We start from the raw sequence: 13,883 nt of genomic DNA, 5'->3' as shown, positions 1-13,883 counted from the left end.
CTCCGCTCCGGCGCGTGCGGCCTCTGCTGAGACGAGTTCCTTGTAGAGCCCGCGCAGCCGTTCGGTGACCGGGCCCATCCTGCCGCTGCCGATCTGCCTGCCGTCGATCTCCGCCACCGGGGTCTGCGCGCCGAAAGTCCCTGTCAGGAAGGCTTCGTCGGCGCCGTAGGTGTCCACCAGCGAATAGTTGCGTTCGTATACGGGGATGTCATTGGCGCGGCAGAGGTCGATCACCTTCTGCCGGGTGATGCCGTTCATGCAATAGTCGCCGGTGCTGGTCCAAACCTCGCCCTTGCGCACGATGAAGAAGTTGCAGGCATTGGTCGTATTCACGAAACCATGGACATCCAGCATCAGCGCCTCGTCCGCTCCCGCCTTTTCGGCGGCGATGCACGCAAGGATGCAGTTCAGCTTTGAATGGCTGTTCAGCTTGGGGTCTTGCGTCATGGGCAGGCCGCGCTGGTGCGGCACGGTCGCCAGCCGGATGGGGCGGGGCAGCGAGGGACGCGAATGTTCCATGATGATCACGAAGGTCGGGCCTGACCGCGACAGCGACGGATGCTGGAAAGGCCGCACCTTCACCCCGCGCGTCACCATCAGACGGGCATGCGCATCGGTATGCATATCGTTGGCGCGCTGGGTGGCGAAAAGCGCCTCCTTCACGCCGTCACGGTCCAGACCGATGTCCAGATCGATGGCGAGTGCTGCCTCGAACAATCGGTCGATATGCGCGTCGAGGAAGGCCCAATGCCCTTGATAGAGCCGCAACCCCTCCCACACGCCATCCCCCAGCATGAATCCGCTGTCATAGACGGAAACCTTGGCATCGTCCTTCGGCACGATGCGCCCGTCGACGTAGATTTGGATCGACTCGTTCCGGGCGTCCTCCTCCGCCTGATGGGTAGTGACATGATCCGCCATTGATAACTCCGTTCGCCCTGGGTCCCTGCGTTTAGGCAGGCCATCTCACCTCCATGTGAGTTTATGGCCGGAACGCGCGCCCTATGTACCTTTATGAAAGACGTTTTCAGGAGGACAAGAAATGTTCAAGCCATTGAGGACGACCGCACTGGCCGCCATTCTCGCCGCACCCGTGCTGACCCCGTTCCCCGCAGCGGCGGCAGAGCCCGAGACACTCGTTGTCGCAGGGGGCTGTTTCTGGTGTGTAGAGGCTGATTTCGAAAAGGTGACGGGCGTGAAAGAAGCCGTTTCCGGCTTTGCCGGGGGCCGGACCGAAAACCCGACATACAAGGAAGTCACCGGCGGGGACACCGGCCATTACGAAGTGGTGGAGATCACCTACGATCCGGCGCAGGTGAGCGAGGCGGAACTCCTGTCGCTCTTCTTCCGCTCGATCGACCCTACCGACGCGGGCGGGCAATTCTGTGACCGGGGCGACAGCTACCGCACGGCGGTTTTCGCGGATGACGCCGAAACCCGCAGCGCCGCCGAAGCAGCCAAGGCCGAAGCCGAAAAGGCGCTCGGTCAGGAAATCGTTACTCCGATACTTGATGGCGCACCCTTTTACCCCGCCGAAGACTATCATCAGGACTATTACAAAAGCTCCGACAGGCTCGCCATCAGCAGCGTCGGAATCGGTATCCGCAAATCAGAAGCCTACAAGAAATATCGCGCAGGATGTGGGCGCGATGCGCGGGTACGGGAGCTTTGGGGCGAAGATGCCCCCTTTGCCGGTCAGCCGAAATCGGAATCCTGAATTTCCTTCAGGTCCGGGATGACATCGGCCGTCCCTTGCCGCGCGACCATCAGGGAGGCGGCCCGTAGCGCGAGGTCGAGAGCCGCGCGCATGTCCTCTCCCCGGTCCAGCGCCGCCACGAGGAACCCGGTGAACGTATCGCCAGCCCCCGTGGTATCCACTACCTCGGCGGCATAGGCGGGAAGCGTCAGCGGCTGCTTTTCCCCCGGCCCGAACCATTTGCAGCCCCGCGCGCCCAGCGTGACCACGATATCCGACACGGAAAGTTCGTGCAGCGGGACGCCAACGGCGGCCTCAAGCTGCGCTGCTTCGACCTCGTTCAGCACCAGCAGATCCGTATTCGGCAGAACGGCCTGCACCGCCGACGCGTCAAAAGGTGCGGCGGCATAGGCCACACGCAGGCCCAGCGTCTTGGCAAGCCGCGCCGCCACCTCTTGCCCGTTGGTCTCGTTCTGCATCAACAGGATATCGCCCGTCCGCCCGTTGCTGAGCGCGGCACCGATCATATCCTCCGTCAGTTCGTGATTGGCACCGGGCAGGACGACGATGGCGTTTTCGCCCGCCTCCTCCACGCAGACGACCGCCTGACCGGTCGGCGCCTCGACGGGGGTGATATGCGAAACCTCCACCCCGTATTCGAGCAGCCGATTGCGTATCCAGCCACTGTCCCGGCCGATCGCGCCGATATGGGCAACCCGCGCCCCACCCCGCGCCGCCGCGACCGACATATTGGCACCCTTGCCGCCCAGACCCTGCGCGTAGGTCCGGGCCGTAACCGTTTCACCCGCTTTCGGCAGATGCCCCACGCCATAGAAATGGTCGACGTTGATCGACCCGAGGTTCCAGATCATTCGCCGACCTTGCAGGCCGCCAGTATCGCCATGTTCAGGATGTCACTGGCGGTGGAGGTGGAGGAACAAATCTGGATCGACTTGTCGACCCCAGTGAGGATCGGCCCGATCACCGTGGCACCGGCCATTTCCTGCATCAGCTTGACGGAAATGCTCGCGGAATGGCGGGCCGGAACCACAAGGATGTTGGCCGGGCCGGTAAGCCGTGAAAACGGGTAGTTCTTCTGCGAGGCGACGTTCAGCGCGACATCCACCGTCATCTCGCCTTCGTATTCAAAGTCCACGCCGCGTTTATCGAGGATCTCGGGCGCGATATGCATCTTTTCGGCCCGTTCGGACACAGGATACCCAAAGGTCGAAAAGCTGACGAAAGCGACCCGGGGTTCCAGCCCGAGATGCCGCGCAACCTTGGCCCCCGCTTCGGCGATATTGGCAAGGTCGTTCCCGTCGGGCCATTCATGCACCAGCGTATCGGCGATGAAGACGATGCGGCCCTTGTGCAGCAGCGCGGTGACACCCACCGCCCCATGTTCGGCGTTGGCTTCGAACACGTGATTGATCCGCTCCAGCACATGGGCGGACTTGCGCGTCGCCCCGGTGACAAGCCCGTCACCATGCCCATGCGCCAGCATCAGAGCCGAAAATACATGCCGGTCCCGCGCTGCCAGCCGATGAATGTCCTTGGTGTCGAAGCCGCGCCGCTGGAGCCGCTGGTAAAGGAAATCCTTGTAGCTTTCGAAATGCGGCGTATTGGCCGCGTTCACGACCTCCAACTCGCGCACAGCGTCTTCCATCCCGGCGGCGGTCAGCTTTTCTGCCACGTCGTCCTGCCGCCCGACCACGAGCGCCTTGCCCAGACCCGACCGCTGGTACATCACCGCGGCGCGCAGCACCTTGGGGTCGTCGCCTTCGGCAAAGATCATCCGCGCCTGATTTGCACGCGCCCGTGCGTTGATCCCCCGCAGGATGTTCGCCGTGGGGTCCATCCGCGATTTTAGGCTGAGCTCATAGGCGTCCATGTCGATGATCGGCCGCCGCGCCGCGCCGGTATCCATCCCGGCCCGCGCCACCGCCGGCGGAATCCGATGGATGAGCCGCGGGTCAAAGGGCGTGGGGATGATATAGTCGCGCCCGAACGTGAGGCTCTTGCCATAGGCGAGCGCCACCTCGTCCGGCACGTCTTCCCGGGCGAGATTCGCCAGCGCATGGGCGCAGGCAATCTTCATCTCGTCATTGATGGCCCGCGCGTTGATGTCCAGCGCCCCGCGGAACAGATAGGGGAAGCCAAGCACGTTGTTGACCTGGTTCGGATAATCCGACCGCCCGGTGGCCACGATCGCATCCTCGCGCACGGCATGCGCTTCTTCGGGCGTGATTTCCGGATCGGGATTGGCCATCGCGAAGATCACCGGGTTGGGTGCCATGCTGGCCACCATCTGCGGTGTCACAGCGCCCTTTACAGAAACACCCAGAAACACGTCCGCACCGTCCATCGCCGCTTCGAGTGTGCGCAGCTCCGTCGCGGCGGCATGGGCCGATTTCCACTGGTTCATGCCTTCGGTGCGCCCCTGATAGATCACACCCTTGGTGTCGCACATGATGCAGTTGTCATGGCGCGCACCCATCGATTTAAGCAGTTCGAGACAGGCGATACCCGCCGCCCCTGCCCCGTTGAGCACGATACGCACGTCTTCGATCTTCTTCCCGGAAATGCGCAGCGCGTTGATCAGCCCCGCCGCACAGATCACCGCGGTCCCGTGCTGATCGTCATGGAAGACGGGGATATCCATCTCTTCCTTCAGGCGCTGTTCGATGATGAAACATTCGGGCGCCTTGATGTCTTCGAGGTTGATCCCCCCGAATGTCGGCCCCATGAGCTTTACTGCCGCGATGAAGGCGTCGGTATCTTCGGTGTCGAGTTCGATGTCGATGGAATTGACGTCCGCGAAGCGCTTGAACAGCACAGCCTTGCCTTCCATCACCGGCTTCGACGCCAGCGCGCCAAGGTTCCCGAGGCCAAGCACCGCCGTTCCGTTCGATATGACCGCGACCAGATTGCCCTTGTTGGTGTAATCATAGGCGGTTTCCGGGTTCGCCGCGATCGCCTCACAGGGGACGGCAACGCCGGGCGAATAGGCCAGTGACAGGTCCCGCTGTGTCGTCATCGGCACGGTTGCCGAGATCTCGAACTTGCCGGGCGAGGGTTCGAGGTGAAAGGCCAGGGCCTCTTCGGAAGTGATGCGTGTTTTTGAGGCCATCGGATCCAGCTTTCTTTGGGTCCACCCTTCTTAGACGGCCCGCAGCCATCGCACAATCTGACAGAACCGGCCCTACGCCACGTAGCGCACCCATTCATGGTTCGCGATAAAGGCCGCGTGCCGGTCGGGGAAATCGGCGGCCAGCCGGGATAACGCCCAGCGGATCACCTGCGGGCGCTCGCAGCGGTTGGCGCACCAGATCATCCGGACCAGCACCTGCCAACGGGACGGCGCCAGCCGAAAAGCCCGGTCGAGCGCCGAAAGCTCCTCCTTCGGGTTTTTTCTGAATTTGTGCAAATCCGCCTGTAACAGAGACAGATCCGGGTCAAATTCCTGCATCTTTTCATGCGCAGCCAGTACCGCCGCGAAGGCGTCCATCGCGTCCACCTCCTGCAGCGCGCGGCTGAGGCGGATCACCTCTTGCGGTTCCGCCAATGTCGGTGTTTCCCCCAGCATGGAAACGACAAAGGCCATCACCTGCCCAATCGCCCCCTCCGACAGCGCGGCGGGAACAAGCCCCTCTTTCGAAAACTCCGGGTCGGTCAACGGGTCGTTTTTGCGGTAATCGGCGAAGAAAGAGACATAGCGGCAGCCCGAGACATGGGCATGAGGCCAGAAATCGCCCCAGCGCAGGTTCGCCGTCTGCAAGGTGCCCAGTTCGATGATACAGGCGTCAGGATTGGCAAAGACCATGTTGGCGAAACCCGCCCCATGGTAGGAAACCATCATTTCCGCATTTGCCATCAGGGCGATTTGCTCCAGCGGGGAGAGGCTTTCGAAAACAACGTATTCGAAACCGAAGAGGGCAAGATGTTCGAACAGCAGATCCTCCCCCTCCATGTTCCGGGCGCGGCTTTTGCGCGTGTCCCGCCCGACGAAAAACCGGCGCGGCAGATGGGATGTATCTAGGTCGGCAACCGCCTTCAGCGCCCGGTTACGAAGGGCGCGCAGCCCGGAGCTGACGGAATTCATCGCCAGCGTCGTCTGCGCCCGGGGCAACGGATCATCCGGCTCCCAGCCGGAGCGGGGGCCGGCAGCTTCCTTCAAAGCATCCGCCTGCCATTCGGGCGATTGGCGATGCCCGCCAAACAGGTCGTAGGCCGTCAGCACCTCGTCATAGTCTTTCGGCACACGTTCGAACCTGACGCGGCCTTCGAATTCGGGGAACAGGGCAGCGACGAAGGCGGCGGCGAAATCGCGGGTCTTGTCGGCCCGGTTGGGAAAATGGAAATAGATGTCCCCCCGGAAATCCCAGCCGTCCAGCACCGTAAGCTGCGGCAAGGCCTCCGTCAGGAAATGGAAATAGTTGAAGGAATTGCGGCACTCGATGGCGAAAGGCACCGTGGGGCTGATGCGCCGATCTAGCACGGGCAGGTCCCGGTCGGCGTTCCGGGCGCGGCAATCTTCGAAATACCGCGCAAGGGTCGCTGCCGGATCGTCTTCGGGATTTGCCCAGCGATACCTGTTCAACAACCGCGTGGCCGACGCACCCGAAAGCAGGAACCGCTCCCCCACCGTCTTGTAGGACTTGCGGAATTGCGCCCCCTCCACATGGGCGAGCGCGATGTTCCATTCCACCGCCTGCGCGAACCGGCGTTCTTTTCGCGCGCGGGAAACCAGCGTCGCTATCCGCTTGTCGATCTCTTCATGCGCGCTTGCCGCGAAGCCGTGGATCCGCCCCGGGGCACAGATTTTCCACTGGTAGGCAGGCGGCTCCAGCAGCGCGATCCCCTCGTCCTGCCACGGGTTGCAGAACAGCTCTTCCGGCGCGCCTTTCAGGTCGATTGTCTTTCGCAAATTCGTCTCTGCCCTGCGGAATTTTCCGGAACGGCTGAACCTTAGCCGCCCCCTCCCCATCGGTCCAGCATCCAGCGTCCCGCGCTTGCTTTCCCTGCCCGCCGTGATCCTATAGAGACGCCGGAAAAGGGGGCCGAGGTGAGCAGAAACGAAGTCACGCCGATGATGGCGCAGTATCTGGAACTGAAGGCGAGCCACGCCGATGCCCTGCTGTTCTACCGGATGGGCGATTTCTATGAAATGTTCTTCGAAGACGCCGTCGCCGCGGCAGAGGCGCTGGACATTGCCCTGACCAAGCGCGGCAAGCACGACGGCGCCGATATTCCAATGTGCGGCGTGCCCGTTCACGCCGCCGAAGGCTATCTGCTGACCCTGATCCGCAAAGGTTTTCGCGTGGCCGTCTGCGAACAGATGGAAACCCCACAGGAAGCGAAGAAGCGCGGATCGAAATCAGTGGTCAAACGCGATGTCGTGCGGCTGGTGACCCCGGGCACCCTGACGGAGGATTCACTGCTCAACGCGCGGCGGCACAATTACCTCGCCGCGCATGCGACGATCCGCGAAAAAGGGGCTGTGGCCTGGGTCGATATTTCCACCGGCGCGCTGCATGTGGGTGCAGTCGATCCGGTCAACCTGTCGCCGGAGCTGGCCCGGCTTGCGCCCTCCGAACTGATTGTCCCCGATGATCGCCAATCGGACTATCACGACATGGCCGAAGATTTCGGGATCACGCTGACCGGCCTTGGCCATGCCGCCTTTGACAGTACCGGCGCCGAAAAGCGGCTCTGCACACTCTACGAAGTCGCCACGCTCGACGCGTTCGGTAATTTCACGCGGGCCGAGATCTCGGCGCTCGGGGCGCTGATCGAATACCTCGATATCACCCAGCGCGGTAAACTGCCCCTGCTGCGCCCCCCGCAGAAGGAAGCCGAAGGCGGCACCGTCCAGATCGACGCCGCGACCCGCCGCAACCTCGAACTCACACATACGCTGTCCGGCTCGCGCGCGGGTTCGCTGCTTTCCGTCGTCGACAAAACGGCGACCGCCGTCGGGGGCCGGCTGTTGGAAAGGCGCATTTCCAGCCCCTCCCGCAGCCTGCATACGATCCATGAACGGCAGGACGCGGTCAGCTTTGCCTATGACAATCCGGGCGTTTCCACCAATGTCAGAGACATTTTGCGCGGCATACCGGATATCGAACGCGCCCTGTCACGCCTCGCGCTCGACCGGGGCGGCCCACGGGATCTGGCCGCCATCCGCAACGGATTGATCCGGGCCGAGCAACTGGGTCAGGTGCTGCAGGGGCACGCGACCGGGGAACTGCTGCAAAAGGCCGTGCAAAACCTCGGCAATGAAAGCACACTGATCGATCAACTTGACGAAGCTCTGGTGGCCGATCCCCCACTGTTGGCGCGGGATGGCGGGTTCATTGCGCCCGGCTACGACGAAGCGCTCGACGAAGCGCGCAAGCTGCGGGACGAAGGCCGTAGTGTCATCGCGGAAATGCAGCGCGATTTCGTCACTCTTACGGGGATTTCCAGCCTGAAGATCAAGCACAACAACGTGCTGGGCTATTTCGTCGAGACTACCGCGACGCACGCCCAGAAGATGATGCAGCCCCCGCTGTCAGAAACATTCATCCACCGGCAGACCACCGCGAACCAGGTCAGGTTCACCACGGTCGAACTTTCGGAACTGGAAACGCGCATCCTGAACGCCGGTCAGCGGGCGCTGGAGATCGAAAAGAGGCTCTTTTCCATTCTCTGTTCCGCGGTATTGGCGCGTTCCGGCCCGGTTGCTCTTGCTTCTGCCGCCGTGGCGGAGATTGACGTGGACTTCGCCTTCGCCGAACTCGCCCGGTCTGAAAACTGGGCCAGACCAAAGGTGGATGACAGCCTTTCTTTCGCCATTTCCCACGGGCGGCATCCGGTTGTGGAACACGCGCTTTCCCAGCAGTCGGGCCAGAGCTTCGTCGCGAACGACTGCGATTTGGGATCGGAGGACTCGGATGCCCGCATCTGGCTTTTGACCGGCCCGAACATGGCCGGTAAATCCACCTTTCTGCGACAGAACGCATTGATCGCGCTTCTGGCCCAGATCGGCAGCTTTGTTCCTGCAACAGAGGCGCATATCGGTGCGGTGAGCCAGATTTTCAGCCGCGTGGGCGCCTCTGACGATCTGGCCCGGGGGCGATCCACTTTCATGGTCGAAATGGTGGAAACCGCCGCCATCCTGAATCAGGCCGACGAACGCGCGCTCGTCATCCTTGACGAGATCGGGCGCGGCACCGCGACCTATGACGGGCTCGCCATCGCATGGGCCACGCTGGAACACCTGCACGACGTAAACGGCTCCCGCGCGTTGTTCGCGACCCACTACCACGAGATGACGGCCCTCGCCGGAAAGCTGGACGGGGTGGAAAACGCGACGGTTTCCGTGAAGGAATGGGAGGGCGAGATCGTCTTTCTGCACGAAGTGCGGCGCGGCGCGGCGGATCGGTCTTACGGCGTTCAGGTCGCCCAGCTTGCCGGCCTGCCCAGGCGCGTGATCGATCGCGCCCGCATCGTTCTCGAATCCTTGGAACAGGGCGACCGCGAAGGCGGCGGCATGCGCAAATCCCTGATCGACGATCTGCCGCTCTTTGCCGCTACGCCGCCCCCCGCGCCGACCGCGCCCCGCGAATCCGAAGCGGAAAGGCGCCTGAAAGAGATCATGCCCGATCAGCTCAGCCCGCGTGAGGCATTGAACCTGCTCTATGAACTGAAAGAAGCGGCCAGTAACTGACCGCTTCCCCATTCATTCCGATATTTTGAAAAGCCTCAGCTCGCCGGGGTGGACGAAACACCAACCTGTGCGGGCCGCAGCAAACGATCGTGCAGCATGAAACCTTCGGCGGCGACCTGAATGATGTCCCCCGCCTTGGTGCCGGGCACGGGCGCTTCGAACATGGCCTGATGATGCTGCGGGTCGAACCGGTCGCCCACCTCGGGTGCGATCACCTCGATCCCGTGCTTCTTGAACACGTTCAGCAGTTCGCGCATCGTCAGTTCAACACCTTCAAGCAGTGCCGCGGAGATCTCTTTCTGCTCTTCGGTTGCAGCTTCCAGCGCACGCTTCATGTTGTCGTACACGGGCAGCATGTCCCGGGCGAGCTTCGATCCGCCGTAGTTCTCGGCCTCGCGCCGATCCTTGTCGGACCGTTTGCGCGCGTTCTCGGCATCGGCCAATGCGCGCATGAAGCGGTCCTTGTACTGGTCGCGTTCGGCACGCAGTTCATCCAGTTCCAACGCCTCGGGATCGGTCTCGGCCATTTCCTCGGCATAGACGTCCGCTTCGGCTTCGTCGATATCGTCCAGAAATTCGTCTTCTTTGGGGTCTGCCATCATCCACCTCTATTTCCGGTCGGAAATCAGCTTTCCGACCAGCTGTGCCGTGTAATTCACGATCGGCACGATCCGTCCATAATTCAGCCGCGTAGGGCCAATGACGCCGACAGCGCCAATAACCTTACGGTCCGCGTTCATATAAGGAGAAACCACCAGAGAGGAACCCGAAAGTGAGAAAAGTTTGTTCTCCGATCCGATAAAAATGCGCACCCCGTCCCCTTCTTTCGTCAGGTCGAGAAACTCCGCGATGTCGCGCTTGCGCTCCAGATCGTCAAAGAGCCGCCGGATGCGCTCAAGGTCCTCCGCCTCTCCGTCGGTGCCCAGCAGATTTGACCGACCGCGCACGATCAGACGCTCGGTATGTTCTTCTCCCGTACCCCAGAGGGCCAGACCGTTTTCCACCAGTTCGCGCGCCAGCGTGTCGATTTCCTGCCGCCGCTGCGTGATCTGCTGTTCTACCGTGCGGCGCAACTCGCCAAGGGTTTTCCCCTCTACGACCGAGTTCAGGAAATTCGCCGCCTCCCGCATGGAGCTGGGCGTCTGACCGGGCGGCGGAGAGAAAAGCCGGTTCTCGACATGACCATCGGAAAACACCAGCACGACGAGCGCGCGTTCCGGCGACAGCGAGACAAACTCGATATGCCGGATCGGCGCTTCATGCTTGGGCGTCAGCACGAGCGATGCGCCATGGGTCACGCCCGATAGCGCGGAACCGACACGGTCGAGCACTTCGGTCACATCGGACCGGTCCGGCGCGAAGGTCGCATCGATCTTTTCCCGGTCAGGCTCCGACGGATCACCGATTTCGATCATGCCATCGACGAACATGCGCAGGCCCAGCTGCGTGGGGATTCGCCCGGCGCTGACATGCGGGCTGCCCAACAGGCCGAGGTATTCGAGATCCTGCATCACGTTGCGAATCGTCGCGGCACTGACCTTTTCGCTGAAATCGCGCGTCAGCGTACGCGACCCCACGGGATCGCCGGACGCAAGGTAGCCTTCCACCACGCGGCGAAACACCTCGCGCGAGCGGTCGTTGAGATCCTGCAGAAGATTGGAAGTTTCGGTCATCTCGGCTCCTTCCCGGTTCAATAAAGGTACACGGCGCGGAAACGTCAATCGGGGTTGCATCGCGCGGGGGCGGGGCGCTATCCCGTGTAAACTTCAGGAAAAGGATAAACTATGCGCCCGTCCGGTCGGAAACTCGATGAAATGCGTCCAGTCTCGGTTGAGACGGGCTTTACCCGCCATGCAGAGGGTTCCGCCCTCATCAAGGTGGGCGATACGCATGTGCTTTGTACCGCAACCATCGAAGACCGGGTACCGCCGTTTATCAAAGGTTCGGGTCTGGGCTGGGTGACCGCCGAATACGGCATGCTGCCCCGCGCCACGAACACCCGGATGCGGCGCGAGGCGACCGCCGGGAAACAGGGCGGCCGCACGGTGGAGATTCAGCGGCTCATCGGGCGGTCCCTGCGGGCTGGGGTCGACCGCGTCGCCCTGGGTGAGCGTCAGATCACCGTGGATTGCGATGTGCTGCAAGCGGATGGCGGCACGCGCTGCGCTTCGATCACCGGCGGCTGGATCGCGCTTCGGCTGGCGGTCAACAAGCTGATGAAGGCGGGCGATGTGATTAGCGATCCGCTGGTGGACCCGGTCGCGGCCGTAAGCTGCGGCATCTACGCCGGTCAGCCGGTGCTGGACCTCGATTACCCCGAGGATTCCGAAGCAGGCGTGGACGGCAACTTCATCATGACAGGCAGCCGCCGGTTGATCGAAGTTCAGATGAGCGCCGAAGGTTCCACCTATTCGCGCGAGCAGATGAACCAGTTGATGGATCTTGCCGAAAAGGGCGTTTCCGAATTGGTCGAGGTTCAGAAAGCCGTCACCGCATGACACGCAGGTTCGAAGGCGACCGGCTGCTGGTCGCCACGCATAACGCGGGCAAACTGGAAGAGATGGCGCGCCTGCTCGAACCGCTCGGCGTTCGTGTGGTCGGCGCGGCAGAGATGGAGTTGCCCGAACCGGAAGAGACCGAGGATACTTTCGTCGGCAACGCGCGCATCAAGGCGCATGCCGCGGCGAAGGCGACAGGCCTTCCCGCGCTCGCCGACGATTCAGGGATCGAGGTCGAAGCCCTGGAAAACGCCCCCGGCGTCTACACCGCCGACTGGGCGGAAACGCCCACGGGCCGCGATTTCATGATGGCGATGACGAAGACCCGCGAAAAGCTCGAAGCGATCGACGCCCCCCACCCCCGGCGCGCGCGCTTTTGCGCAACGCTCGTCCTCGCCTGGCCCGATGGCCACGACGAGGTGTTCGAGGGGCATGTCGCAGGCACATTGGTCTGGCCTGTCCGGGGCGCTTTGGGCCATGGCTATGACCCGATGTTCCAGCCCGACGGTCATGAGCAAACCTTTGCGGAGATGACCGCAGCGCAAAAGAACGCCATCAGCCACCGCGCCCGCGCGGTGAGCAAACTGATCGAAGGGTGTTTTGACTGAGGATTGGCGCCACGGGGGCTTCGCCCTTTATGTGCACTGGCCCTTTTGCGCGGCCAAATGCCCCTATTGTGACTTCAACAGCCATGTCACCGCATCGGTCGATCATGCCGCCTGGCGCGCGGCCTATCTGCGGGAGTTGGAACGCGCGGCTGCCGAAACACCGGATCGTGTGCTCGATACGATCTTCTTCGGTGGCGGCACCCCCAGCCTGATGGAGCCCGAGACGGTCGCCGCCATCATCGACAAGGCGCGCAGCCTCTGGCGCACCTCCAACTCTCTTGAAATCACGCTCGAAGCGAACCCCGGTTCGGTGGAGGCCGGGCGGTTCGCCGATTTCCGGCAGGGCGGCGTCAATCGCGTCTCGATGGGTATTCAGGCCCTGAACGATGCCGATCTCAAGCGCTTGGGCCGCCTCCATTCCGTAGCCGAAGCGCGGCAGGCGTTCGACGTTGCCCGGCACGCCTTCGACCGGGTGAGCTTCGATCTGATTTACGGGCGTCAGGACCAGACGCTCGATCAATGGAAGGCGGAGTTGAACGAGGCTCTTTCCATGGCCATCGACCACCTGTCGCTCTACCAGCTTACTATCGAAAACGGCACGGCCTTTGGCGACAGATATGCGCGCGGTCGGCTTCGCGGTTTGCCCAGCGAGGATCTGGGCGCCGATCTTTTCACCCTCACCCGTGAGATTTGCGGGGAAAGAGGGATGCCGGCCTATGAGGTCTCGAACCACGCGCGCCCCGGGTCAGAATCCCGTCACAACCTGATCTATTGGCGCTATGGCGATTATGTTGGAATCGGACCCGGCGCCCATGGCCGGGTGACGATTGACGGGGTGAAATGGGGCACAGAACAGTTCAGCAACCCGCGCCGGTGGATGGATGCCGAAGCTGCCGGAAACCCGGAAAAGCCCCGCGTCGCCCTTTCACGACAGGATCAGGCGGAAGAATTTCTGCTGATGGGCCTGCGCCTGTCCGACGGGATCAGCCTTGAACGGTATGAGGCGCTGGCNTCGACCAACTGGATGAGCTATGCCGGAAACTGGGCGGTCACTGATCGGCCACAAGCTCCGCAAGGACGGCGTTCAATACCATAACGCCTTGATTTGAAACAGAAATATTATCACCGTTCCGTTCGATCATACCGATATCGACAAGATGCCTGAGCGCGGGGCCATCCAGACTGGTCCCCGCCAGCGCCTCATACCGTTCAAGGCTGATCCCGTCGGACAGGCGCAGGCCCATCAGCAGAAATTCTTCCGCCTGATCCTGTCGTGAAAGGGCGACGCGGGGCTTTTCCGGGTTTCCGGCAGCTTCGGCATCCATCCACCGGCGCGGGTTGCTGAACTGTTCTGTGCCCCATTTCACCCC

General features: G+C 62.4%; 11 protein-coding genes and 1 pseudogene. 5 read left to right on the top strand and 7 right to left on the bottom strand.

What is annotated here, in order from left to right; all coding sequences use genetic code 11:
- On the bottom strand, positions 1-921 hold a 921-nt coding region (locus tag A3764_RS13925; RefSeq protein WP_067951681.1), incomplete at its 3' end, for a D-amino acid aminotransferase.
- A 121-nt stretch (positions 922-1,042) separates the two neighbouring features.
- Between A3764_RS13925 and msrA the strand changes: the two genes are divergently transcribed.
- Positions 1,043-1,717 (top strand): peptide-methionine (S)-S-oxide reductase MsrA, encoded by a 675-nt coding sequence (gene msrA, locus A3764_RS13920; protein WP_067922429.1) that lies wholly within the window; start codon positions 1,043-1,045, stop codon positions 1,715-1,717.
- On the opposite strand, the gene A3764_RS13915 is transcribed toward msrA, so the two are convergent.
- The 3 genes from A3764_RS13915 to A3764_RS13905 all read right to left on the bottom strand — a co-directional run bounded on the left by A3764_RS13915 (position 1,696) and on the right by A3764_RS13905 (position 6,623).
- Positions 1,696-2,568 carry a ribokinase gene (locus A3764_RS13915; RefSeq protein ID WP_067922426.1) on the bottom strand — a complete coding sequence of 291 codons (873 nt, stop codon included), beginning with the start codon at positions 2,566-2,568 and terminating at the stop codon, positions 1,696-1,698. The genes msrA and A3764_RS13915 overlap by 22 nt on opposite strands.
- The gene (locus A3764_RS13910; RefSeq protein WP_067922423.1) at positions 2,565-4,826 is read right to left on the bottom strand and encodes an NADP-dependent malic enzyme; all 2,262 of its coding nucleotides are present in this window, start codon (positions 4,824-4,826) and stop codon (positions 2,565-2,567) included. Before A3764_RS13910 ends, A3764_RS13915 begins: the two co-directional genes overlap by 4 nt.
- Before the next feature lie 72 nt (positions 4,827-4,898).
- Positions 4,899-6,623, bottom strand: a complete 1,725-nt coding sequence (locus tag A3764_RS13905) for a glycosyltransferase 61 family protein (RefSeq protein WP_067922420.1) — start codon at positions 6,621-6,623, stop codon at positions 4,899-4,901.
- Positions 6,624-6,785: 162 nt separating this feature from the next.
- Between A3764_RS13905 and mutS the strand changes: the two genes are divergently transcribed.
- The gene (gene mutS / locus A3764_RS13900; RefSeq protein ID WP_067922417.1) at positions 6,786-9,407 is read left to right on the top strand and encodes a DNA mismatch repair protein MutS; all 2,622 of its coding nucleotides are present in this window, start codon (positions 6,786-6,788) and stop codon (positions 9,405-9,407) included.
- 35 nt (positions 9,408-9,442) lie between these two features.
- Here mutS and A3764_RS13895 read toward each other — a convergent pair whose 3' ends face one another.
- Together A3764_RS13895 and hrcA are read right to left on the bottom strand one after the other, a co-directional pair.
- Entirely contained in the window at positions 9,443-10,006 is a 564-nt protein-coding gene (locus A3764_RS13895; protein WP_067922460.1) for a nucleotide exchange factor GrpE, read from the bottom strand.
- Between the two features lie 9 nt (positions 10,007-10,015).
- Positions 10,016-11,080, bottom strand: a complete 1,065-nt coding sequence (gene hrcA, locus A3764_RS13890) for a heat-inducible transcriptional repressor HrcA (RefSeq protein WP_067922414.1) — start codon at positions 11,078-11,080, stop codon at positions 10,016-10,018.
- Positions 11,081-11,191: 111 nt separating this feature from the next.
- Between hrcA and rph the strand changes: the two genes are divergently transcribed.
- Genes rph through hemW form a run of 3 tightly spaced genes read left to right on the top strand, consistent with a single transcriptional unit; the run spans position 11,192 to position 13,609 of the window.
- On the top strand, positions 11,192-11,905 hold the full coding sequence (rph, locus tag A3764_RS13885; protein ID WP_067922411.1) for a ribonuclease PH: 714 nt from the start codon (positions 11,192-11,194) through the stop codon (positions 11,903-11,905).
- Entirely contained in the window at positions 11,902-12,513 is a 612-nt protein-coding gene (rdgB, locus tag A3764_RS13880; protein ID WP_067922408.1) for an RdgB/HAM1 family non-canonical purine NTP pyrophosphatase, read from the top strand. Before rph ends, rdgB begins: the two co-directional genes overlap by 4 nt.
- Positions 12,506-13,609: a radical SAM family heme chaperone HemW gene (hemW, locus tag A3764_RS13875; RefSeq protein WP_067951680.1), complete on the top strand. Its 1,104-nt coding sequence runs from the start codon at positions 12,506-12,508 to the stop codon at positions 13,607-13,609. The genes rdgB and hemW overlap by 8 nt, the downstream gene beginning before the upstream one ends.
- Here the strand turns inward: hemW and A3764_RS13870 are convergent.
- Positions 13,563-13,883 (bottom strand): annotated as a pseudogene (locus A3764_RS13870) (radical SAM family heme chaperone HemW); the annotation flags it as partial. The gene hemW and the pseudogene A3764_RS13870 overlap by 47 nt on opposite strands.

The sequence above is a fragment of the Sulfitobacter sp. HI0129 genome, assembly GCF_001635395.1.
Lineage (GTDB): Bacteria > Pseudomonadota > Alphaproteobacteria > Rhodobacterales > Rhodobacteraceae > Sulfitobacter.
The sequence above is the reverse complement of the archived record's forward strand: the minus strand, read 5'-3'. Positions and strand labels throughout refer to the sequence as shown.